General features: G+C 59.7%; 17 protein-coding genes. 6 read left to right on the top strand and 11 right to left on the bottom strand.

The genetic code is table 11. The features are described 5' to 3' along the window. Window positions 1-18: 18 nt before the first annotated feature. On the top strand, window positions 19-2,643 hold the full coding sequence (locus tag DFS28_RS11540; RefSeq protein ID WP_111449846.1) for an excinuclease ABC subunit UvrA: 2,625 nt from the start codon (window positions 19-21) through the stop codon (window positions 2,641-2,643). 216 nt (window positions 2,644-2,859) lie between these two features. Here DFS28_RS11540 and DFS28_RS11535 read toward each other — a convergent pair whose 3' ends face one another. Beyond that, a complete protein-coding gene (locus DFS28_RS11535; RefSeq protein WP_111449845.1) occupies window positions 2,860-3,381 on the bottom strand; it encodes a DUF4142 domain-containing protein in 522 nt (173 codons plus the stop codon). 217 nt (window positions 3,382-3,598) lie between these two features. On the opposite strand from DFS28_RS11535, the gene DFS28_RS11530 reads away from it, so the two are divergent. Then, window positions 3,599-3,841, top strand: coding sequence for a hypothetical protein (locus DFS28_RS11530; RefSeq protein ID WP_111449844.1), 243 nt, complete (start codon window positions 3,599-3,601; stop codon window positions 3,839-3,841). 109 nt (window positions 3,842-3,950) lie between these two features. Then, complete coding sequence (locus DFS28_RS11525) at window positions 3,951-4,190, top strand: hypothetical protein (RefSeq protein ID WP_111449843.1); 240 nt, start codon at window positions 3,951-3,953, stop codon at window positions 4,188-4,190. A 111-nt stretch (window positions 4,191-4,301) separates the two neighbouring features. On the opposite strand, the gene DFS28_RS11520 is transcribed toward DFS28_RS11525, so the two are convergent. From DFS28_RS11520 to DFS28_RS11495, 6 genes are all read right to left on the bottom strand, one after another. Continuing rightward, window positions 4,302-5,417 carry an SMP-30/gluconolactonase/LRE family protein gene (locus DFS28_RS11520; protein ID WP_371922166.1) on the bottom strand — a complete coding sequence of 372 codons (1,116 nt, stop codon included), beginning with the start codon at window positions 5,415-5,417 and terminating at the stop codon, window positions 4,302-4,304. After that, window positions 5,390-6,535: an SRPBCC family protein gene (locus tag DFS28_RS11515; protein WP_111449841.1), complete on the bottom strand. Its 1,146-nt coding sequence runs from the start codon at window positions 6,533-6,535 to the stop codon at window positions 5,390-5,392. Before DFS28_RS11515 ends, DFS28_RS11520 begins: the two co-directional genes overlap by 28 nt. A gap of 106 nt (window positions 6,536-6,641) precedes the next feature. Next, the gene (locus DFS28_RS11510; RefSeq protein ID WP_111449840.1) at window positions 6,642-7,505 is read right to left on the bottom strand and encodes a LysR family transcriptional regulator; all 864 of its coding nucleotides are present in this window, start codon (window positions 7,503-7,505) and stop codon (window positions 6,642-6,644) included. 206 nt (window positions 7,506-7,711) lie between these two features. Further along, window positions 7,712-9,559, bottom strand: a complete 1,848-nt coding sequence (locus DFS28_RS11505) for an amidohydrolase (RefSeq protein ID WP_111449917.1) — start codon at window positions 9,557-9,559, stop codon at window positions 7,712-7,714. Window positions 9,560-9,867: 308 nt separating this feature from the next. Next, on the bottom strand, window positions 9,868-10,182 hold the full coding sequence (locus tag DFS28_RS11500; RefSeq protein ID WP_020296906.1) for an SCP2 sterol-binding domain-containing protein: 315 nt from the start codon (window positions 10,180-10,182) through the stop codon (window positions 9,868-9,870). Between the two features lie 64 nt (window positions 10,183-10,246). After that, window positions 10,247-10,957, bottom strand: coding sequence for a histidine phosphatase family protein (locus DFS28_RS11495; protein WP_111449839.1), 711 nt, complete (start codon window positions 10,955-10,957; stop codon window positions 10,247-10,249). Between the two features lie 203 nt (window positions 10,958-11,160). Between DFS28_RS11495 and sohB the strand changes: the two genes are divergently transcribed. Then, complete coding sequence (sohB, locus tag DFS28_RS11490; protein ID WP_102614296.1) at window positions 11,161-12,183, top strand: protease SohB; 1,023 nt, start codon at window positions 11,161-11,163, stop codon at window positions 12,181-12,183. 199 nt (window positions 12,184-12,382) lie between these two features. Further along, complete coding sequence (locus DFS28_RS11485; RefSeq protein WP_111449838.1) at window positions 12,383-16,213, top strand: dermonecrotic toxin domain-containing protein; 3,831 nt, start codon at window positions 12,383-12,385, stop codon at window positions 16,211-16,213. A gap of 73 nt (window positions 16,214-16,286) precedes the next feature. Here DFS28_RS11485 and DFS28_RS11480 read toward each other — a convergent pair whose 3' ends face one another. Together DFS28_RS11480 and DFS28_RS11475 are read right to left on the bottom strand one after the other, a co-directional pair. Continuing rightward, window positions 16,287-16,781: a DUF934 domain-containing protein gene (locus DFS28_RS11480; protein ID WP_111449837.1), complete on the bottom strand. Its 495-nt coding sequence runs from the start codon at window positions 16,779-16,781 to the stop codon at window positions 16,287-16,289. After that, window positions 16,765-18,423 (bottom strand): nitrite/sulfite reductase, encoded by a 1,659-nt coding sequence (locus tag DFS28_RS11475; RefSeq protein ID WP_111449836.1) that lies wholly within the window; start codon window positions 18,421-18,423, stop codon window positions 16,765-16,767. The genes DFS28_RS11480 and DFS28_RS11475 overlap by 17 nt, the downstream gene beginning before the upstream one ends. A 523-nt stretch (window positions 18,424-18,946) precedes the next feature. Here DFS28_RS11475 and DFS28_RS11470 point away from each other — a divergent pair. Next, window positions 18,947-20,020, top strand: coding sequence for an ABC transporter substrate-binding protein (locus tag DFS28_RS11470; RefSeq protein WP_111449835.1), 1,074 nt, complete (start codon window positions 18,947-18,949; stop codon window positions 20,018-20,020). Here DFS28_RS11470 and DFS28_RS11465 read toward each other — a convergent pair. Further along, on the bottom strand, window positions 20,017-20,235 hold the full coding sequence (locus tag DFS28_RS11465; protein WP_111449834.1) for a DUF2970 domain-containing protein: 219 nt from the start codon (window positions 20,233-20,235) through the stop codon (window positions 20,017-20,019). The two genes, DFS28_RS11470 and DFS28_RS11465, sit on opposite strands and share 4 nt — an antisense overlap. Window positions 20,236-20,386: 151 nt before the next feature. Further along, the gene (gene metH, locus DFS28_RS11460) at window positions 20,387-24,097 is read right to left on the bottom strand and encodes a methionine synthase (protein WP_111449833.1); all 3,711 of its coding nucleotides are present in this window, start codon (window positions 24,095-24,097) and stop codon (window positions 20,387-20,389) included. Between the last annotated feature and the right edge of the window lie 75 nt (window positions 24,098-24,172).

Below are 24,172 nucleotides of genomic sequence, written 5' to 3'. Positions count from 1 at the left end.
TTCCAATCAAGGCTGCTCATGACTTCCAATCCCCCCTCCGGCATGGTCAGGGTGCGCGGCGCCCGGGAACACAATCTCAAAAACGTCGATGTCGATATCCCCCGGGATGCCCTGGTGGTGTTCACTGGCGTGTCCGGTTCGGGGAAATCGTCGTTGGCGTTCTCGACCCTCTACGCCGAAGCGCAACGCCGCTATTTCGAGTCCGTGGCGCCTTATGCGCGGCGTCTGATCGATCAGGTCGGCGTGCCGGACGTCGACTCCATCGAAGGCTTGCCACCGGCGGTGGCGCTCCAGCAACAACGGGGCACACCAAGCACGCGCTCTTCGGTGGGCAGCGTGACGACGTTGTCGAGCCTGATCCGCATGCTGTACTCCCGGGCCGGCAGTTATCCATCGGGGCAACCGATGCTCTATGCGGAAGACTTTTCGCCCAACACGCCCCAGGGCGCGTGCCCCGAATGTCATGGGTTGGGGCGGGTGTATGAAGTCACCGAAGCGTTGATGGTACCGGACCCGAGCCTGACCATTCGCCAGCGCGCGGTCGCCTCCTGGCCCACCGCCTGGCAGGGACAGAACCTGCGCGACATTCTGGTGACGATGGGTTACGACGTCGATAAACCCTGGCGCGATCTGCCGAAAAAACTGCGCGACTGGATTCTCTTCACCGAAGAAACCCCCACGGTGCCGGTGTATGCCGGGCTCACCCCCGAAGAAACCAGAGTCGCGCTCAAGCGCAACATGGAACCGAGTTACCAGGGCACGTTCACCGGCGCCCGGCGCTATATCCTGCACACCTTCAGCCATTCCCAAAGCGCGCTGATGAAGAAGCGCGTCTCGCAATTCATGCTCGGCAGCCCGTGCCCGTTGTGCGACGGCAAACGGCTCAAGCGCGAGGCGTTGTCGGTAACCTTTGCCGGTTACGATATCGGCGAACTGTCGCAGATGCCGTTGCTGCAAGTGGCCGAAGTCTTGAAACCAGTCGCCGCTCACAGCTACCTCGAACAGGCCGAGGCGGCGGGTGAGGTATTGACACACGACCAGACCCGCGAAGCCCGCGAGCAACGAGTGGCCCACGGTGCCAGTGGTCACGCCAACGCGCCGGATGTACGCCACACACCGAACCTGTCGGTGGAGAAACGCTTGGCCGCGCAACGGATAGCTCAGGATTTGTTGGAGCGGGTCAGTACGTTGACCGATCTGGGGCTCGGTTACCTGGCGCTGGAACGCAGCACGCCGACGCTGTCGTCCGGCGAGTTGCAGCGTCTGCGCCTGGCGACGCAATTGGGTTCGCAGTTGTTCGGGGTGATTTACGTGCTGGATGAACCGTCGGCCGGCCTGCACCCGGCGGATGGCGAAGCGCTGTTCGAAGCCCTGCAACGCTTGAAAATTGCCGGCAACACCCTGTTTGTGGTCGAGCATGATCTGGAAACCATGCGCCGCGCCGATTGGTTGATCGACGTAGGCCCGGCGGCCGGCGAGCAGGGTGGCCGAATTCTGTACAGCGGGCCACCGCCAGGGCTGGCCGAGATAACGAACTCGCAGACGCGTGCTTATCTGTTCGCCGAGCAGGTCACCCAATCGCGTGTCAGCCGAAAGCCGACCGATTGGTTGCGGCTCGAAGGCATCACCCGCAACAACCTGAACAACCTCAGTGCCGAGTTTCCACTGGGCTGTTTCACCTCGGTGACCGGTGTCTCGGGCTCCGGTAAATCCAGCCTGGTCAGTCAGGCGTTGCTCGAGCTGATAGGCGCCCATCTAGGGCGGGCGGTGAGTGATAGCGAGCCCGAGGAGTTGAGCCTTGAGGACGACGCACCGCAGGTCAGCGGCGGTCAGGTCACGGCGGGGCTGGCGTCGATCAAGCGCCTGGTGCAAGTCGATCAGAAACCCATCGGCCGCACACCGCGCTCGAACCTGGCGACCTACACCGGGCTCTTCGACAACGTACGCAAACTGTACGCCGCCACGCCTGAAGCCCGGGCCGAGGGTTACGACGCGGGCCAGTTTTCCTTCAACGTCGCCAAGGGCCGTTGCCCGACGTGCGAAGGTGAAGGCTTTGTCAGCGTCGAGTTGCTGTTCATGCCCAGCGTCTATGCACCGTGCTCGACCTGCCACGGCGCGCGCTACAACCCCGAGACGCTGGCAATCATCTGGCAAGGGTTGAACATCGCCCAGGTGCTGCAACTGACGGTGGACGAGGCGGTCACGGTGTTTGCCGAGCAACCGGGTATTCGCCGCTCGCTGGAGGTGCTGCGCGATATCGGCCTGGGTTACCTGCGCCTCGGCCAGCCGGCGACCGAGCTGTCGGGCGGTGAAGCCCAGCGGATCAAACTGGCCACCGAACTGCAACGCAACCAGCGCGGGGCAACCCTGTATGTGCTCGACGAGTCCACCACCGGTTTGCACCCAAGGGATGTCGATCGCTTGCTCGAACAGCTGAATACGCTGGTGACGGCGGGGCATACGGTGATCGTCGTCGAACATGAAATGCGCGTGGTGGCGCAGAGTGACTGGGTGATCGACATCGGCCCGGGGGCGGGGGATCAGGGCGGGAAGATTGTTATTGCAGGCACACCGCAGAAAGTGGCTAAAAGCAAAAAGAGCCGGACGGCGCCGTTTTTGGCCAGAGTTCTTGGCACGGCTTGAATTCGTGGTGTTCTTGCGGTCCTCATCGCGGGCAAGCCCGCTCCCACAGGATTTGTGAACGACTCAGTTCCTGTGGGAGCGGGCTTGCCCGCGATGGCAATTTGTCAGGCCGGTCTAAAGTTCGCCGCACCTTGTCCTTAAAATACAAAACGCCCGATGCGGTGCATCGGGCGCTGAGGTGAAACAGGTGTAAACCTGTTTCAGGACTGGACAGCTTCATTTGTCTGGATGAGCCGCCTGGAGTTTTTTCGCCATATCCAGATGCTTCTCCAGCGTCGGCAGCATTTTTTGCGCGAAACCTTTCAGCTCCGTGGCGCCTTTGCTTCTGTCGTCCGTCACGGTGTTGGCTTCTTTCTTGAACAGCTCAATGGTGTCTTCATGGGCCTTTACCTGATTGTTGGCGTAGGCCGCATCGAAAGATTCATCGCGCAAGTCGAGGATTTTCTCTTTCGCTTGTTTGACCAGCGTCGTGCTGTCCGGCACCTTGATGTCATGCTTTTTCGCCAGCGCCGCCAGTTCATCGTTGGCCTTGGAATGGTCGGTGATCATCATGTTGGCGAATGCCTTGATGTCCGCCGATGAGCTTTTTTCCAGGGCCAATCGGCTCGTTTCGACTTCCGCGATACCACCCGCGGCCGCGTTGTCGACGAAGTCTTTGGAAGTGGCAGCGAGCGCCGTGCCCATGCTGGTGCTCAAGGCAATAGCCAAACTGAGGTGGCGCAGGGTAAATCCGTCCATTGGTTATTCTCCACACAGGTTTTCATGGGCGATCGAGTGATCGTTAACGTGTGGATGCCGACGAGCGGGCAAAGGTTTTATTGCGTTTGCGCCAGGGCGACGAACGGGCACCGCTGGTCTGATAGGCGGTCGACAGAAGGGGCTAACCGAGGCCATTCTGGTACTTGGTGAACGCCATTGATCGCGTTTGCCTCCGATCAACAAACGGAGGTGTTCCATGCCGGTGCCACACGACCTTTATCAGGATCTCAAACTTTCAAAGGAAGATATCCAGCAAAAACGCACCAAGGATCCATTACTGGATTCACTGATCAACAAGTATTCACAGGCGGATGCGGAGGTCGTAAAAGCTGAATCCGCAAAATCGGATGCGCCCAGCGATGACGCATTGAAGAAACTCAAGGAGAAGCGTGTGCAGGTTAAGCAAAAGATCGTTGATCGGCTCCAGACGCCGTCCTGACGCGCCCATCTGGTCACCGACGATCGGTGACTGAAAAATTGGAACGGTGATAAATACCGGCACCTCGAATGTTCAGAGTCCGAATTGACGGCTCCATGCGAGGTGCCCCATGAATCCAAAATTCCCCAGCGAAGAGCAGGGCGGCTACGATCCCATCCCAACGCATCCCGAACCCCTGAGTCCAGGACGCACCACCCTCAATCCCGAAGATGAGCCGGGCATCGACGAACTGCCCGACAATGAAGGCGTGCGCCCGCTGGACGAGGATGAAACCACCGGCATGGACCCGGAAAGGGTGCGTGAGGAAACGGATAATGCGGTGCGCGACAGAGAGATGGATCCGCGTTGATCACAATCAATGTGGGAGCGGGCTTGCTCGCGAAAGCGATCTTCCAGTCGATAAAGAGGTCGCCTGACTCTCCGCTTTCGCGAGCAAGCCCGCTCCCACATTTGATTTGCGTTACTTTTGCAGCGCAGTGCTCAACGGTAACCGCGCCATGTGTCTGGCCTTCAACGATCCGAAATACAACCAATCCCCATACTCGCGAACGGTGGTGATCGGCGAATAGTTGTCGCTGCTACCGTCCTGCAAGTTGGCGATCACTTTGCCGTCCAGATCCAGGCCCAGCGCGAAGGCGCGTTTCTCCACCGGTTTAGGCAGGAAAGTCATGGCCCGCACGATCATCTTGCGCACGAAGGGATGCGACGCGGTGGCATCGAGCAATGCGTTGCGCGGTGCATAGAGCGCCACCCAGAAGCGGTCGTGGCCATTGAACGCGAGGTTGTCCGGCAACCCTGGCAAGTTGTCGATGAATAGATCACGGGTGCCGGCTTTCGGCCCGCTCAGCCAGTAGCGACTGATGCGATAGGCTCCCGTTTCGTTGACCAACACAAAGGCATCGTCTGGGCCCAGGGTCACGCCGTTGGCGAATTCCAGCTTATCCAGCAGGACCTCGGTCTTGCCGGTCTGGAAGTCATAACGCAGCAAGCGGCCATCGCCGCCGTGCTCGATAATCGCGTCGCCGTCACTGCCGTAGCCAAAGCGGCTGGAGGCATCACTGAAATAGGCGTAGTGCCCGGATTTGTCGATCGCCACGTCGTCGGTGAAACCGAAGGGCACGCCGTTGGCCGCCGTAGTCAATGGAATCAACCGGCCCTGGGCATCCAGTGACAGCAAGCCCTTGACCCCGTCGGCAATCACCAGCAGACCGTTGGGATGACGGGCCAGGCCCAAGGGTCTGCCGCCCGTATCAGCCAGAACCTTGGTGACTTTGCCGTCGAGGCTGGTACGGATCAATCGGCCGTCATGCAAACCCGTGATGAGCACGTTTTCCTCCAGCAGCAACGCTTCCGGGCCGTCGATATCAGCGGCGCCGACGCGCTCCATGCCTTTGAGGCGCTGATTGTCGGCGTAGAGGCCGCTGGTGAGGGAGGGCGCCGGTGACGGTGTCCAGGCCACCGGTTGAACCTTGGTCGGCATCAGCAGCAGAAAGGCGCCGATGGCAACGACCACCAGCAACACCACATGGCGAAACTTGACGGTTCGACTCACACGCTGACTCCTGCCGGGGCCCATTGTTTTTGCGCCATTTCGCGCAATGCCAGCATCGACGCTGCCGACTCACGATCGATGCGGCGCCTGAGCAGCAGTCGATTGGCAATGCGCATCGCCAGGCCGCTGAACCGATACTCCAGGGTGCGGACAAAGCGTGTGCCATCGCCCTGGGCCTCGCACTCGTAAGTCACCACCAAAGACAACCCGTGATCGTCATGGGCCCAGGCACTCCAGCGGCGTCCTGGCAGGTATTCGTTAACCTCCCAGTGCAAGTGTCCCTCACGCCCGCCCGCCTTGATGTCTTCCTCGAACCGCCCCCCGGCATGCAGCGGACCGCTCTGGCCATCGACCTTGAGGGACGAAGGATGCCACTCCGGCCAACGGGTCACGGTGCTGGCATAGGCGAGTACGTCAATCGGGTCTCCAGCAATGTCGATCTGATGCTGCATGCAGGTCATGGGCGTTCTCGTCGGGTGCAGATCGATCGGCTCGGGTTCCCAATAGAGGGTGCCGAACAGGTAGTCCATCAGCGGAAAAACGATATTGAAATTGCGTTCCTGCATCAGCTCACGACGGTGATGCAGCTCATGCAGGCGGCGCATCTGGCGGATCCACGGCAACCGTGTGACGGGGTTCTCGGGTGGCAGGTGCTCGCAGGCATGGAACACTTCATAGGTCAGGTAGCCGAGGACCAGGCAGCCGCCGAACAGCCCGGCGACGTTGGCATCGAACTGCTCAAGCAACCACCAGACGGGCAGGGTGATGACGACCGTGTGCAACACGATCAGCCAGGCTGGAAACAGAATCACCCGCCAGTCCCTGGCAGTGTCGTAGCTCATGTGGCCGGGGGCGAAAAAGCTGTGATGGTCGCCGGCATGGCGGGCGTAGAACATCCGCGCGAAGTTTTTTTTATGATGCCCCAAGTGCCGATGGACCCTGTACACGCCGAAGTTGAAAAACAACAACGTCAACGGCACCGCCAGCCATTCCAGTGGCTGTACCCGGTGCACGGTGCTCCAGAATCCGCCGATGGCCAGCACCCCGAATAGCAGCACAAAAGCGCCGTGCAGCCATGGGTTGTAGAGCGGATGAATAGCAGCGCGGTAGCGGGCGCGGAAAGCTTCGGTGGTCTGCCTCACTGCAATCACCTGTCGTTATTGTTATCTCCAGCAGATTAGACGATCCCGGCGTTTTGGCTGGCCCAACCTTGAGGACGCAACTGCCATGCTTCGGTGCAAACCGGGCTCAGGTCAGCGGGTTCCAGCGTTGCGACCAGTCATCGTCGGATTTGATCACTTCGCGCAGCAGGTCGAAGGCGTGTTGCAGGGTCGCCGAATCGCGGTCTCGGGAGTAAACCAGATAGGTCGGGTAGCTGAATTCGGGGGCTTTGGGCACTTGCTCCAGCACACCGCTTTGCAGATAGCTCTGAACCACCCGGGTACGGAAGTAGCCACTGCCGCCGTTTTCCAGAATGTACTGCAAGCCCAGTGGGCCGAGGTTGAAGCTCAACGCGGCTTTGGCTTTTTCCGGCAGGGCCGCATCGTGCTGACGGCGGAAGTCCGGGCCCCAGTCGATATACACGTAGGGATCGGGTCGTGCGGCCAGGCGGATGAGGACCAGTTTTTCTTCTAGCACCTGTTCGACTTGCAGGCGTGGCCAATACTCGGGCTGGTAAACCAGCGCCGCATCCAGAACCCCCAGTTCCAGTTGGCGCAGCAGGTTTTCGCCGTCACGGATTTCCATGCGCAGGGCGTGGCTGGGAATCTTCTCGCGCAGCGCGCCGGCCCAGCTGAGCATCAGCGGGTTGCACAGACTGACCTCGCCACCGATGTGCAATACGTCGCGATAACCCTCGGGCAACGGCAAGTCCCGGCGCGCCGCTTCCCAGGTTTCGACCAGTTGATTGGCGTAGACCACGAAGGCTTCACCGTTCGGCGTCAGGCGCGCACCGGCGCGGTTGCGTACGAACAACGTACTTCCTAGCTGGCTTTCGAGTTTCTGTACCCGCGCAGTGATCGCGGTCTGGGTAACGTGGAGTTTTTCAGCCGCCGCGGCAAGGCTGCCGTGGCGGACGATTTCCAGAAAGGTGCGGGCTAGATCGATGTCCATGGGGTGGCCGGTGCGGGAGGTGCGCCATTGTAAGAGCACCGCTCACCTGTGGCGAGGGAGCTTGCTCCCGCTGGGGCGCGAAGCGGCCCCAAAACCTGTCGCCGCGATTTTCCAGATACGCTCCCGTCGGATAGTTTACGGCTGCTGCGCATCCGAACGGGAGCAAGCTCCCTCGCCACAGTTTCCCCTTTCACTTGGCTATTCGTTCAAAACGCGAAACACGAACAACCAAAGGCCCCCCAGAAACCGGCGAAATCACTGACCGGCGCCGAGGACAACCGTGCCCGTTCATGGCTATGGGCATGCACCGCGCAAGCCCCGACACATTGATGAACCTGCGCCGTCAGCGGCGCCAGGGGTTTCCAATGGCCCGGTACTTTGGCAACGGGCGACCACTCAGGCACCACCGGGACGGGAGGCGGCCCGAGTTTTTCAAACTCGACGCTGCCGTAGACGATTTTGCCGTCAACGATGGTCAGTACCGATTCGATCCATTTGACTGCTTCATCCTCGATGTGGAAATAGTCCGCCGACAACGCAATCAAGTCGGCCAGTTGCCCGACCTTGATCTGGCCTTTTTTGCCTTGCTCGGAGGAAAACCAGGCGCTGCCATGGGTAAAGAGTTCCAGCGCGGTATCGCGGCTCAAACCTTGCGGGTACAGCGCCAGACCACCGACGGTGCGACCGCTGATCAGCCAGTACAGCGAAGTCCAGGGGTTGTAACTGGAGACGCGCGTGGCATCGGTGCCGGCGCCGACCGGAATGCCTTCGGCCAGCATGCGAGCGATGGGCGGCGTGGCTTCGGCAGCCTTGGCGCCGTAACGGTCGACGAAGTATTCGCCCTGGAAGGCCATGCGGTCCTGGATCGCGATGCCGCCACCCAAGGCTTTGACCCGTTCGATGTTCTGCGGGGTGATGGTTTCGGCGTGGTCGAAGAACCATGGCAAACCGTCGAACGGAATGTCGCGGTTAACCTTCTCGAACACGTCGAGCATGCGGCTGATGGATTCGTTGTACGTGGCGTGCAAACGGAACGGCCAGCGCTGTTCCACCAGATGGCGCACCACCGGTTCCAGCTCCTGCTCCATGGTTTGCGGCAGGTCGGGGCGGGGTTCGAGAAAGTCCTCGAAGTCGGCCGCCGAGAACACCAGCATTTCCCCGGCACCGTTGTGCCGTAGAAAATCGTCGCCCTGACCGTAGTGGGAGGTGCTGGTCCAGTTCTTGAAGTCGGTCAGCTCTTCCTTGGGTTTCTGGGTGAACAGGTTGTAGGCAATGCGCACCGTGAGTTGCTGGTCTTTGGCCAGTTGTTGGATGACTTGATAGTCGTCCGGATAATTCTGATAACCACCGCCGGCATCGATGGCGCTGGTGACACCCAGGCGATTGAGTTCACGCATGAATTGGCGGGTGGAGTTGACCTGGTATTCCAGCGGCAACTTTGGCCCCTTGGCCAGGGTCGAGTAGAGAATCATCGCGTTGGGGCGGGCGATCAGCATGCCCGTCGGGTCGCCATTGGCATCGCGCTGGATCTCACCACCCGGCGGATTTGGCGTATCGCGGGTATAGCCGACCACCTTCAACGCGGCGCGGTTGAGCAGGGCGCGGTCGTAGAGGTGCAGGACGAACACCGGGGTATCCGGCGCGGCCTTGTTCAGTTCATCAATCGTCGGCAGGCGTTTTTCGGCGAACTGGAACTCGGTCCAGCCTCCGACCACCCGCACCCATTGCGGCGTGGGTGTGCGGTCGGCCTGATCCTTGAGCATGCGCAGCGCGTCGACCAGTGAAGGGACGCCTTCCCAGCGCAGTTCGAGGTTGTAGTTGAGGCCACCACGGATCAGGTGCAAGTGTGAGTCGTTGAGACCGGGAATCACCGTGCGACCGTGCAGGTCGATAATTTGTGTGCCGGGACCTTGCAGGGCCATGGCTTGAGCATCGCTGCCGACCACCACGAAGCGTCCGTCCTTGATCGCGACGGCGCTGGCCTGAGGTTTTTTGCGGTCGACGGTGTGCAGGCGTCCGTTGTACAGAATGAGGTCGGCGGGGGCGTCGGGCATGGTTTTACTCCCTGCGATTAGCGGGCTGATCCAGGCACCGACGGCGCCTGCCGAAAGGCCTTGCAGTACACGGCGGCGGTTAAATCCGTCGTGGTCGTCAGGTGGGCTCATGGGCAGTGCTCCGCGCAAAGGTTCTTGATAAAGAAAGCGAGGGCAAACAGCCGATGTCTGACGCATGCGGCCAGAAGGAATATAGACGGCAAATCCGCAGGTAGCCGTTTTCCGATGGCGAAAAACGACGAATCCCGCCTCGAGGGGCGGGATTCGTTTGCAGCCAGGCGTGCTCCCGAAGGTCGGGAGCGGCGCGCTTAGGCCGGGAACAGCTCGGACAGTTTCATGGCCAGCATCATGTCGCCTTCGGCGCGCAGTTTGCCGCCCATGAAGGCTTGCATGCCGTCGGTTTCGCCGCTGACGATGCCATCCAGGGTTTCGCCGTCCATCACCAGCGTCACCTGGGCGTCCGGGTTCTCGCCTTCCTGGAGCTCGCAGGTGCTGTCCTTGACGATCAGCGAGAAGTTTTTGGTGTCGTCGATGCGGAAACCGAATACCAGGTCCAGACCGGCAGCAGCGGCTGGGTTGAACTTGGCTTTCATTGCTTGTACGGCATCAGCTACGGAGGTCATGGTTCGATCCTTTCTTGGGTAATTAGAGCTGGGTGAATACAGCCAGGGTCACAAGGGTCCGGACTCAGCGAAACGTGATGAGTTCCGGGGTCTTCAACAGCTGCAAATGCGCATGACTGTTGAAAGAAGACAGAGCCACCTCGCGACCGCGAAACTTCAGCAGGTTGAGCGAGGTATTGACGATTTGCCAGTTCAGTTCAAACGCCTGCTTTGCCGGCATTTGCGTAATGAGATGGAGCAGCGCCGTGATAGTGCCGCCGGAGGTGAACACGGCGATTTTCTGGGAATTGTCGGCGCTTTCGAGGATTCGCTGCAGACCGGCTTGCACCCGTTCGACAAACCCCAGCCAGCTTTCCAGGCCCGGTGTGTCATAGGTGCCGGCGAGCCAGCGTTCGATAATCAGGGCGAAGATGCGCTGGAACTCGCCGCGGTTTTGCGCGGCATTGCGCAGGATGTGCAGCGCTTCGGGTTCGTCCGGTAACATGGCTGGCAACAGCGCGCGGATCACCGCGTCGGCGTCGAACTCATTGAAAGCGGAATCGATTTCCAGGACGGGAACCGGCAGGCCTGCCGCCGCGAACTGTTCCAGCGCGCTGTTGGCCGTGTGCTGCTGGCGGCGCAGGTCGCCCGAGAGGCAGCGATCGAAGCGGATGCCCAGCGCGGCGAGGTGTTGGCCGAGGACTTCTGCCTGGCGAACACCGGTCGGCGACAGGACGTCATAGTCGTCTGCACCAAAGGAGGCCTGGCCATGTCGAATCAAATAGATACTGCCCACGTCCGCGTCATCCCGGTACGTTGAAGGTTCGGCGAGGTTATGAGGATGACGGTGAGCTGTCAATGAAAAAACATACGCTTGTTTGAAATGCCCGTTACAGGGCTGTTGCCAGAGGTTTCACGGCTGGCCGCCGGGGCGGCGCATGGGTATGCTGGAGGCATCCCGCGCGCGTTTATGCAGCGCATCGTATTAAAGGAGTCCCTGTGGAGTTTTTTGCCGAGTACGCAGTTTTTCTGGCTAAGACCGTGACACTGGTGATCGCCATTCTGGTGGTCCTGGCCAGTTTCGCGGCGTTGCGCAGCAAAGGTCGACGCAAGTCGGTCGGCCAGTTGCAAGTCAGCAAACTCAATGATTTCTACAAAGGGCTGCGCGAACGCCTGGAGCAAACCTTGCTCGACAAGGACCAGCTCAAGGCCTTGCGCAAGGTCGAGGCTAAATCCGAGAAAAAGCAAAAGAAGAAAACCGAGGCCAAGCCACGGGTGTTTGTGCTCGATTTCGACGGCGACATCAAGGCGTCGGCCACTGAAAGCCTGCGCCATGAAATCACTGCGCTGCTGACCCTCGCCACGCCCAAGGATGAAGTGGTGCTGCGTCTGGAAAGCGGCGGCGGCATGGTTCATAGCTACGGCCTGGCGTCCTCGCAACTGGCGCGTATCCGTGATGCCGGTGTGCCGTTGACCGTGTGCATTGACAAGGTCGCGGCCAGCGGCGGCTACATGATGGCGTGCATCGGCGAGAAGATCATCAGCGCGCCGTTCGCGATCCTTGGCTCGATCGGTGTCGTGGCGCAGTTGCCTAACGTCAACCGCCTGCTGAAAAAGCACGACATCGACTTCGAAGTGCTGACTGCGGGCGAGTACAAGCGCACCCTGACGGTGTTTGGCGAAAACACCGAGAAGGGCCGCGAGAAGTTCCAGGAAGACCTGGACATCACTCACCAGTTGTTCAAGAACTTCGTTTCGCGCTATCGCCCGCAACTGGCCATCGACGAAGTGGCCACCGGCGAAATCTGGCTCGGTATTGCTGCACTGGACAAACAATTGGTGGACGAACTCAAGACCAGCGATGAATACCTTGCCGAACGAGCGAAGAAGTCCGAGCTGTACCACTTGCACTACGCCGAACGCAAAAGCCTGCAGGAGCGCATCGGCATGGCGGCCAGTGGCTCGGTCGATCGTGTGCTGCTGAGCTGGTGGAGCCGGTTGACCCAGCAACGCTTCTGGTAATACTCGACAAGCATCATCGATAAAAAATGAAACCGTGGATTCTTCCCCGGTTTCATTTTTTTTGGGCGGGGTTCAAGTCCATCCATTTTCCTTACGGTGTTTGAGAATTTTCCTGAGCTCTGTGTCGATCGCTCCCGCTTCCGGTTGATCCGTGGTCAGTTAGGCTGGTGTTCCTGAAATGCTTGCAATGGAATGCACCATGATCGACCACCCTAAAAAAGCCGACGATGTACCGGCCTCTACCGGCATGCCCCAAGTGCTGAAGTCCGCCATGGATGCTGCGCTGCCACTAACTCCCAGTCAGTTTGGCGAACACCTGATCAAAGAAAAGTGGGGTCATGATATTGATCCCGCCACCGCACAGCTGGTGACCCTCGATTACGACTACAAGGGGCATCCCGCGCAGAACGGCATCCACCAGGGACGGGTGGCGAGTGCCATGTCGCTGGTGCAGGTGCTGATTTCCAACTATCAAACCGTGGGTGACGGGCGCTTCGGTGAAACAGCGTTTGGGTTGTATACGCCGCCTGACATCGGGCCATCCATACAGGTCGTGGAACACGTCGATGAGTTTGCCGATAGTGGCGACGGCAACCACGACAGTTATGAAGGCCTCTATCGCCGAGACGCCGGGCAAATCTTCGGGCCAGCCAACCAGATCGCCGTGCGACCGGCGGACTTCAAAAAGTGGGTCTGGGAGCTGGCTCTCAAGGATCTGTATCAGGCCTATCTTGATCAAGCCTGGCCATCGGACGAAATCATCGTCGCACCTGCCCCCCACGCACTGAAAACCTCGGTCAAAGCCGCCTTCGTCATGGCCGCTTTATTGCAGCGGGGTGAGAGCAGTCTGGACCCGGAAGGGCTCGCACTGGCCCTGCAGGCGGCAGGGCTGCCGTCGGATCAGGCATGGGCAACGCTCACATTCGAACAATTACAGGCACCCACCAGCGTGCCCGCGATGCTCGCTACGGGACGCTTGAAGCTTTATCGCTACACCTCGAAAGACATCTGGGGTTTGCGTGAACCTGGCGGCAGGATTGTGTTGTACATCCCCGGCAACTCGTCGCCCCTGCATGGGTTTGAGGATTCCGGGAAATTGCACCAGTGGATTGTAGAGCAGGGCAGGCGTGATGATACGAAACAGGCCTTGGCCGCTCACTTCGCCGAGGATGATCGCAAGGACGGCACTTTCCATGCCGGTGTGTTGACGGCGCTGGACGGCATGGCGGTCTACCCGAGGGAACACCGGCTGACCAAAGAGGCGGGCTTCTTCAACGATGACGGTTTTTGGGAGCCTGCCCGATACATCGGCTTCGATGACTCGCCATCGGGCACCGATCCGTTTGCCCAGTTGGTCCTGACCATGAAGGAGGCCTCCCTGGCCGGGGTCAACACCATTCGTGACGATGCGCAGGTCAACCGGGGTAACTTGAGTGCCTTCGTCGAACCGGTTGTGGAGTGGATCAACCGTTTCGGTCCTTTGGCGTTGTTCGTACCGGGTGGTGAAGGGTTGCTGGTGCTGGCCGGTATCATCGATGCCGGGTATGGCCTTGATCAGGTCGTCAACGGTGCGACATCGAGCGATCGAGCGGCGGGCGTGACACGCACGGTGTTTGGCTTGCTTAATGCGCTGCCGCTGGCCGGCGCAGGCGCGGCGCTCAAAGGTGAAGCTGCCGAGGCCGGTGCCCTTGCCGAGAGAGCGCGCGAACCTGGTGCAGCACCGAAGGAAGAGTCTGCCAGGCCGACGCCGGATCAGGCCGTTGCCCCGATTCCCGGACCACCAAACCTGGCGTCGCCGACCCGCGTGGAACTTCTGCGCGGAATTGGCCCGTCGGTGGCGTCTTTCAACGATGAAATGCTGGCGCAGATCGCCAAGGTCAGTGCTGTCGATGACGACATGCTGCGACTGATGCAGGCCGGGCGCCCGCCGACGCCTTTGCTGGCCGATACCATCAGCCGTTTCAGGATCGATCAGGAACTCGAGCAAGCCGCTGTGGCACAGGGCGAGCGAGTCGAACTGTTCAACAGCCGTTACGAAGCGCTTCAACACTCGGAACATGCAGGGGTCCGATTGTTTCAACGCCAATACCCCGACCTGCCCAAAAGCGCAATCGAGCAAATGCTCGACCGTTATGGCGTGGATATCCAGAGCCCTTCAGACGCGGTCCAGCTCCGGCAGATGTTCAATCGTCTCGACAGCAAGGCCCGGCAATACCAACAGCATGTACGGCTTAATCGTGCGTATGAGGGGGTGTACCTTCCTTCGGTGGTCAACCCGGAGTCCGATACGCTGGCCCTGCATTCCCTCAAAAATCTGCCCGGATGGCCAAAGAACCTTCGAATCGAAGTCCAGGACGGTTCCCTCGCAAGCCGCGTTCTGGACCGTAGCGGTGCGTTCGACGCCACCCATGTTCGACGGTTGATCAAGGTGGGGAGTCGTTACCTGAGTCGCGATGTGCAAACGGACTTTTATGAGGCTGTGCTTGAAGTCTTGACCGAAGACGAGCGCTCGGCCCTGCAACTTTTATCGCTCGATCCGGCCCGCGAGTTGCGGCTGAAAGTCGGCGAGCGGGCAATGCCCCGATCCGAGTTAGTGCTTGGTTTGGGCAGGATGGATTCCGGCCTGCCTTTCGAGGCGCAAGGGCTGCGTGGCGGCGGCTTCCCCGGTACGCCTCAGGCCGAAGAGCTGACGCACGAGATGATGAGGTTGCAGCTCAAGGAGCTTTATCCGGATTTCTCGGATGCGGAGGCCGATGAAGTCCTACAGCGTACCGTTGGCAGGGCCCAGGCTCATATCGACGCGCTGAAGCAGGAGTTTCAACAATTGCACATCGACCTGAGCGGCTGGATCGATCAGGTAGCGCAAGACATTGTGGAAATGGACGTTCCTTTCCTGAATGAAGCTGACAACGAGGCACAGGGGCTGACTGAAGAGCAGATTGAAGTGCATAACGAGAACCTGGTTCAGAGCGCCATGTACTACGAGCGTGAATCCAGGATCGAGCTGGCTGACGAGCTGATCACCCTCTGGCGAAAGCGGGCATCGCAAGATCAGCGCGTCTATTCAGGCGAACAGCTTGTGGGGTTCAAGCTCGACATGGCGGGCGAGGACTATCATCGATTGCCGATCATGAACGTCAGGTTCCACGACGTCGTCGAGTTGTCGATGCCGCACTTCCATGTGACCGAGCGTGAAACCTTGAATGGGTTCCTCGAGTGTTTTCCGAATCTGCAGACCTTGAATCTTGAGGGTGTCGAGTTGACCCAATTCGACCTCGAGGGTGAGGCGCAGTCTGTTCTGCCGACGGCCATGTTCAGCCTGACTCATCTCACGTCGCTGAATCTCAAGGCTACCGGCCTGGTCTTCACCGAAGAGACGGCGTCACAGCTGAGCGGGATGGCCAGGCTTCAATCGCTGGACCTGAGTGAAAACCCCTTGGGCGTGCCCCCCATGTTGCTCGGGATGAATGACTTGCGTCGGCTGAACCTCTGCGACACCCAGATTACCCGGTGCCCGATCGGCATCAGGGATGAGCCCTATATGACCTCTTTGGACTTGAGTCATAACCGGATCACCCGGGTTCCGCCCGCCGTGATAAATCAGGCCGTCTCGGTGGATCGTCTGCTGCTTTGGAGCAATCCACTGACAGACGAGGACACGCTCCGCCGACTGATCAGTCATCGTGAGCAAACCGGAATCAATTTATGGCTGAGCGCACCAGGTGCTGACTATGGACAGCCGATTGTGTGGCTTCGGGACTGCGATGAACCGCTGCAACAGTCCCGACAAGCCCTTTGGCAGAGGCTGGCGGGCAAACCCTCCGGTACGCGGTTTTTAAGCGCAATCGACAGGCTGAGCCTGACCGCCGACTTTCAGGTCAGTTATCAGTCGCTTCAGGCGCGAGTCTGGCGGCTTTTGGAGGCGGCAGATGCTTCAGACGAAGTATTGAGTCGATTGAGCGCAGTGCTTGGCCGGCTTGAAAACCCATGGGTGGCGTTCAGGGCATTGGAACAGCGCGCAGGTTTTTGAACGGATTTGTTCGTGTCGTGACTGACAAGGAGGGAGGCCTTGAACCCCTGCCAAGGGGTTCAAGGTTTAACGATCAGCGGCGACGGAACAGCGGCAGCGGTTCGTCGGTAGCCGCCTGATAGGTCACCGAGAAGTCCTTGAGACCTTCAAGGGCTTCGTACGGGTCTTTATCGGCGCGGATCGCAAAGGCGTCGAAACCGCAGCGGTGCAGGTAGAACAGCTGGTCGCGCAGCACATCGCCAATTGCCCGCAATTCGCCTTTGAAACCATAACGGTCACGCAGCAGGCGGGCGTTGGAGTAGTTGCGACCGTCGGTGAAGGCCGGGAAGTTCAGGGCGATGACCTGGAAATTTTCCACGTCGTCGCCGATTTCTTCCGCTTCTTCATCGGCATCCAGCCACACGCCCAGGCCGCCATCGCGGGCCTTGAGCATACGGCTGTGTTCGCGCCACAGTTGCAACGGGACGATGTAGTCGTCGCAGTTGCTGATCTCGTCGATGTTGAAGTCCTTGGGCAGCAAGTGCCAGGTTTCGTCGACGACTTCGTTGTTCTTAATTATTCGCTGCATAGACGCGCTCCTTGAAGAGGTCGATGCCAATACGCTGATAGGTGTCAATGAAACGCTCGTCTTCGGTACGTTGTTCGATGTACACGTCGATCAGCTTTTCAATCACATCAGGCATGGCTTCCTGGGCGAAAGACGGGCCGAGGATTTTACCCAGGCTCGCATCGCGACTGGCGCTGCCACCCAGGGACACCTGGTAGAACTCTTCACCTTTCTTGTCCACCCCGAGGATGCCGATGTGGCCGACGTGGTGGTGACCACAGGCGTTCATGCAGCCGGAGATGTTCAGGTCCAGTTCGCCGATATCGAACAGGTAATCCAGGTCTTCGAAGCGACGCTGGATCGACTCGGCGATCGGGATCGACTTGGCGTTGGCCAGGGAGCAGAAGTCGCCGCCCGGGCAGCAGATGATGTCGGTCAGCAAGCCTATGTTCGGCGTGGCGAAACCTTGCTCACGCAACTCGCCCCACATCGCGAACAACTGACTTTGTTCAACGTCGGCCAGAATGATGTTCTGCTCGTGAGACGTGCGCAGTTGACCAAAGCTGTAACGATCGGCCAGGTCGGCAACGGCATCGAGCTGCTTGTCAGTGATGTCGCCCGGTGCAACGCCGGTCGGCTTCAGGGACAGGGTCACGGCGACATAACCCGGCTTTTTGTGGGCCAGGGTATTGCGGGTGCGCCAGCGCGCGAAGCCCGGGTGTTCTTTGTCGAGTTCGGCCAATGCCAGGGCCTGGTTGTCCAGAGCCTTGTACTCGGGGTCGACGAAGTGTTTGGCCACACGATGCACTTCGGCGTCGGTCAACGTGGTCTGGCCACCGCGAAGGTGCTCCATCTCTGCGTCGACTTTTTGTGCGAAGACTTCAGGGGTCAAGGCCTTGACCAGAATCTTGATCCGCGCCTTGTACTTGTTGTCACGACGGCCGTAGCGGTTGTAGACCCGCAGGATGGCGTCGAGGTAGCTCAACAGGTCTTGCCACGGCAGGAATTCATTGATGAACGCGCCCACCACCGGGGTACGGCCCAGACCACCACCCACCAGCACACGGAAGCCCAGCTCGCCAGCGGCGTTGTGCACCGGCTCAAGGCCGATGTCATGGACTTCGATGGCCGCACGGTCGGAAGTCGAACCGTTGATGGCGATCTTGAACTTGCGCGGCAAGTAAGCGAATTCAGGGTGGAACGTGGTCCATTGGCGGACGATCTCGCACCACGGGCGCGGATCGATCAGCTCGTCGGCAGCGACACCGGCGAACTGGTCGGTGGTGACGTTGCGCAAGCAGTTGCCGCTGGTCTGGATCGCGTGCATTTGCACGGTCGCCAGTTCGGCAAGGATGTCCGGGATGTCTTCCAGCGCCGGCCAGTTGAACTGTACGTTCTGCCGGGTGCTGATGTGGGCATAGCCCTTGTCGTAGTCACGGGCAATCTTGGCCATCATTCGCGTCTGGCGCGAAGTCAGTTGGCCGTAAGGCACCGCCACCCGCAACATCGGCGCGAAGCGCTGAATGTAAAGGCCATTTTGCAGGCGCAGAGGGCGGAATTCTTCTTCGCTCAGCTCGCCTGCCAGATAGCGTCGGGTCTGATCACGGAACTGCTTGACGCGGTCCTCGATGATCCGCTGATCGTACTCGTCATATACGTACATATAAGTCCTGTTCTCAGGCTTGGGCCGGTCGGATCCAGTTGCGTTTTTCGCTTGGAAGTCTCCGATACTGCCTCGGCAATTCTGCGCGCACGGCCGCGCACTCCCAACGGAGCCGGGGCAAGATACCAGTTTGCAGTTATGCGCAAAAGTGATGTTTGAGTATATGTAAAGAACCAAAACGACTAATGAGATCCAATGACGTAAAACCCACATTTGTGGTGCGGGCAATCATCGTCTTAACTGTGCTCGAGTCTTTATGCAATCACCGATAAAACCGACAAGAGGCGATGCAATGAGCAACCCTACCAAAACGTCAAAACCCGATAGCACGGTCGATGCTTGGGCCATTCTGTTCCTGATCATCCTGGTCGTGGGCACCGCGGTATTTTGGGTCAGCCATCAATAACCGACCCCGTCCGGGCCTCATTCCGACGATTGTCGGACAATAACCGGAATAAGCGCCGTTTTCCGGGACTTCGCTGGCTATAATGCGCGGCGAATTGCCGGGGGGCTCGGACGATCAATGTTGAAGTTTTTCTACTCATTCCTGCTGATGCTTGGCGCGGTTTACGGCCCTGTTGCGCGCGCGGAATCGGTATTGTTCCTAAGCCCTGGAAAGACTGACGAAGCCTTCTGGGTCAGCTATTCGCAATTCATGCAGGCGGCAGCCACGGATCTGGGCATTGATCTGCGAATTCTCTATTCCCGGCGCATGCCGGAGCTCACGCTGGCGCAGGCCCGTCAGGCGCTGCAAGGCCCTGATCGTCCGGACTATCTGATGTTCGCCAACGAACAGTACGTCGCTCCGCAGATCATTCGCCTGGCCGAAGGCAGCGGGGTGAAGCTGTTTATGGTCAACGCTTCGCTGACGGCCAATCAGCAAAGTCTGCTGGGGGATCGCTCTGATCGATTGGGCAGCCTGGTGCCCAACGACGAGGAGGGTGGCTACCTGATGCTCAAGGAACTGATTCGCCAACATCCGCCCGTGGCGCCCGGTCAGGTCATCGAGTTGCTGGCGTTTTCCGGCCTGAAGATCACCCCTTCGGCGCAACTGCGCGAGCAAGGCATGATGCGGGCCTTGGCCGAGCACCCTGAAGTGCGCTTGCGCCAACTGGTTTACAGCGGCTGGACCCGGGAACGGGCCTATGAACAAGCCAAACTGCTGTTCCGGCGTTACCCGAAGGTTTCGCTGGTGTGGTCAGCCAATGACGAAATGGCGTTTGGCGCCATGCAGGCGTATTCGGAGGCGGGCGGGATACCCGGCAAGGATGCGTTGTTCAGTGCGGTCAATACCTCGCCGGCGGCGTTACAGGCGACAGTTGACGGACGCATCAGCGTGCTGTTGGGCGGGCACTTCACGTTGGGCGGCTGGGCACTGGTGGCGTTGCATGATCTTGATCAGGGCGTGGATCTCAGCCATTACGGCGGCCGAGACCGGCAAATCCCGTTGTTGCAACTGATCGACAAGGCACAGGCCAGGCGTTTGCTGGCCATGGGTGAATCACCGGATTACGGTGTGAACTTCCGCCGTCTTTCAGCCAAGGGCCGGTCGACGTCGTATCGCTATCCGTTCAGTCTGCAAACCTTGATGCGCTAAACCCCGGCCAGATGCACCACCAGTTGCACGATGCCATACAGCGTCAACGCAAACACCGCGGTGAACAAAATCCCCAGAATCACGAAATGACTGGGCTTGCCGTGAGTGAAGTCTCGGGCCCGGTTCTTCCCGCTCTGCACCCCGAACGCCGCCGCCAGGACGCTGTGCAGCATCTGCCAGAAAGTGGGTGGCTTGTTGTCGGCTGGATCGTCCATAAACCCCTCGTCACCAATGTGTGAGAGCTAAGCATAGACAATCCCCAAAAACCTGTGGGAGCGTGGCTTGCCCGCGATGGAAGCGCCGCGGTCTCACAGGGAAACCGCGTCATCGTTCATCGCGGGCAAGCCACGCTCCCACAGTGGGGGGTTAGTTGTCGTAACCCAGGTTCGGCGCCAGCCAGCGCTCGGTCACGCTCAATTCCTGGCCCTTGCGCGACGTGTAGCTCTGCACCTGATCCTTGTCGATCTTGCCCACGGCAAAATACTGCGCCTGCGGGTGAGCGAAGTACCAACCGCTGACCGCTGCCGCCGGGAACATGGCGTAGTGCTCGGTAAGGAACACGCCGCTGCGGCCGGCTTTCATTTCCGAGGCCTCAGGGTCCAGCAACTTGAACAGCGTGGATTTCTCGGTGTGATCCGGGCAGGCCGGATAGCCTGGGGCAGGGCGGATACCGGTGTATTGCTCTTTGATCAGCGCCTCGTTGTCGAGCGTCTCGTCCTTGGCGTAACCCCAGTAGTCTTTACGGACCTGCTGGTGCAGCCATTCGGCGCACGCCTCGGCCAGGCGGTCGGCCAGTGCCTTGACCATGATCGAGTTGTAGTCGTCGCCGGCATCTTGATAGGCCTTGGCCACTTCTTCGGCACCGATCCCGGCAGTGGTGATGAAACCACCCACGTAGTCGGTTACCTCGCTGTCCTTCGGTGCAACGAAGTCAGCCAGGGAGAAGTTCGGTTTGCCGTCGGTCTTGATGATCTGCTGACGCAGGTGATGCAGCTTGGCAATCGGCTTGCCGTCATCGCCATAGACTTCAATGTCATCCTCACGCACCTGGTTGGCCGGCCAGAAGCCGAACACCGCACGGGCGCTGATGAGTTTCTCGTCGATCAGTTTGGCAAGCATTTCCCGGGCGTCGGCGTACAACGCCGTGGCGGCTTCACCGACCACTTCATCCGTGAGGATGCGCGGGAATTTGCCGGCCAGGTCCCATGAGATAAAGAACGGCGTCCAGTCGATGTATTCGGCCAGGACTTTCAGGTCGATGTTGTCCAGCACCTTGGCGCCGGTAAACGTCGGTTTGACCGGCTCGTAAGTAGTCCAGTCGAACTGCGGCTTCTTGGCGATGGCCGCCGGGTAGCTCAGGCGCTCGGTGCGGGCGCTGCGGTTGGCGGTACGCTCGCGGACTTCGATGTATTCCAGGCGAGTCTTCTCGATGAACGCCGGCTTCAATTCCTTGGACAGCAATTGCGTCGCCACGCCCACGGCGCGGGAAGCGTCGGTGACGTAGATCACTGCATCGTTGCTGTATTTCGGCTCGATCTTCACCGCTGTGTGCGCTTTCGAGGTGGTCGCGCCACCGATCATCAGCGGCAGATGGAAGTCCTGGCGCTGCATCTCGCGGGCCACGTGGACCATTTCATCCAGCGAAGGGGTGATCAGGCCGGACAGGCCGATGATGTCGCACTTCTGCTCCTTGGCCACTTGCAGGATTTTCTCCGCCGGGACCATCACGCCGAGGTCGACGATGTCGTAGCCGTTACAACCCAGCACAACGCCAACGATGTTCTTGCCGATGTCGTGCACGTCGCCTTTTACCGTGGCCATGAGGATTTTGCCCTTGGCTTCCGGTTTGTCGCCTTTTTCCAGTTCGATGAACGGGATCAAGTGGGCCACGGCCTGCTTCATCACGCGGGCGGATTTCACCACCTGCGGCAGGAACATTTTGCCGGCGCCGAACAGGTCGCCGACGATGTTCATGCCGGACATCAGCGGGCCTTCGATCACTTCAATCGGGCGGGCGAACGACTGACGGGATTCTTCGGTGTCTTCAACAATGTGCGTGGTGATGCCCTTGACCAGCGCATGCTCCAGACGCTTGTTGACGGGCCAGCCGCGCCATTCTTCGGTCTCGGCTTCCTTGACGCTGCCGTCGCCCTTGTACTTGTCGGCAATGGCGAGCAGGGCGTCAGTGCCTTCCGGGGTGCGATTGAGCACTACGTCTTCAACGGCGTCACGCAGTTCGGCCGGGATCTGGTCGTAGATCTCCAGCTGGCCGGCGTTGACGATACCCATGGTCAGGCCGTTGCGGATTGCATACAGCAGGAACACCGAGTGAATCGCCTCGCGCACCGGGTTGTTGCCACGGAACGAGAACGACACGTTGGACACGCCACCGGAGGTCAGCGCGTAGGGCAGTTCGTCACGGATGTAGGCACAGGCGTTGATGAAATCCACAGCGTAGTTGTTGTGTTCTTCGATACCGGTGGCGATGGCGAAGATGTTCGGGTCGAAGATGATGTCTTCCGGCGGGAAGCCGACTTCGTTGACCAGAATGTCGTAGGAGCGTTTGCAGATTTCTTTCTTGCGCGCCTCGGTGTCGGCCTGGCCGGCTTCGTCGAAGGCCATCACCACGACTGCGGCGCCGTAGCGTTTGCACAGTTTGGCGTGATGAATGAACTGCTCGACGCCTTCTTTCATGCTGATGGAATTGACGATGCCCTTGCCCTGGATGCACTTGAGGCCGGCTTCGATCACTTCCCACTTGGAGGAGTCGATCATGATCGGTACGCGGGAGATGTCCGGTTCACCGGCAATCAGGTTGAGGAAGGTCACCATGGCCTTCTTCGAATCGAGCATCCCTTCGTCCATGTTGATGTCGATCACCTGGGCGCCGGCTTCGACCTGTTGCAGGGCAACTTCCAGGGCTTCGGTGTAGTTATCTTCACGGATCAGGCGGGCGAACTTGGCTGAACCGGTGATGTTGGTCCGCTCGCCGACGTTGATGAACAACGAGTTGCGATCGATGGTGAACGGTTCCAGGCCCGACAGGCGGCAGGCCTTTGGGATGTCCGGAATTTCACGCGGCGCATAACCGGCCACGGCCTTGGCGATGGCTTCGATGTGGCCCGGCGTGGTGCCGCAGCAACCACCGACGATGTTGAGGAAGCCGCTTTGGGCGAATTCTTCGATGACTTTTGCGGTTTGCGCCGGCAGTTCGTCGTACTCGCCGAATTCATTTGGCAGGCCGGCGTTCGGGTGCGCGGAAACGTGGGTGCTGGCCTTGTTCGACAGCTCTTCCAGGTACGGGCGCAACTCGCTGGCGCCGAGGGCGCAGTTCAGGCCGACCGAGATCGGCTTGGCGTGGGCCACGGAGTTCCAGAACGCTTCGGTGGTCTGGCCGGAGAGCGTACGGCCGGAGGCGTCGGTGATGGTGCCGGAGATCATGATCGGCAACTCGACGCCGAGTTCTTCGTACACGCCTTGCACCGCGAAGATCGCCGCTTTGGCGTTCAGGGTGTCGAAAATGGTCTCGATCAGGATCAGGTCGGCGCCGCCTTCGATCAGGCCTTTGGTGGCCTCGGTGTAGTTTTCCACCAGTTCATCGAAGGTCACGTTGCGATAGCCGGGGTTGTTCACGTCAGGCGACAGCGAGCAGGTGCGGCTGGTCGGGCCGAGCACGCCAGCGACGAAACGCGGCTTGTCCGGGGTTTCCAGGGTTTTGGCGTCTGCGACCTTGCGCGCCAGACGCGCGCCTTCTACGTTTAGCTCGTACGCCAGACCTTGCATGCCGTAGTCGGCCTGGGACACCTGGGTGGCGTTGAAGGTGTTGGTTTCCAGAATGTCGGCGCCGGCATCCAGGTAGGCTTTCTCGATGGCGCCAATCACGTCCGGACGCGTCAGGATCAACAGGTCGTTGTTGCCCTTGACGTCACTTGGCCAGTCGGCGAAGCGTTTACCGCGGTAATCCTGCTCTTCGAGCTTGTAGCTCTGGATCATCGTGCCCATGCCGCCATCGAGAATCAGGATGCGCTCTTTGAGGGCGTGCTTGAGAGCTTGAAGGCGAACGCTGCGATCGGACATTTGGACTACTCGGTAAGGCCATGACGAAGGGGCGGAATAATAGCAAACCTGTGCGGTTTTAGAGCATGTCCCGGT

Origin of the sequence: Pseudomonas sp. 478 (genome assembly GCF_003254125.1) — a bacterium.
GTDB lineage: Bacteria > Pseudomonadota > Gammaproteobacteria > Pseudomonadales > Pseudomonadaceae > Aquipseudomonas.
Note: the sequence above shows the minus strand (reverse complement) of the source record. Positions and strands in the feature narration are given on the sequence as shown.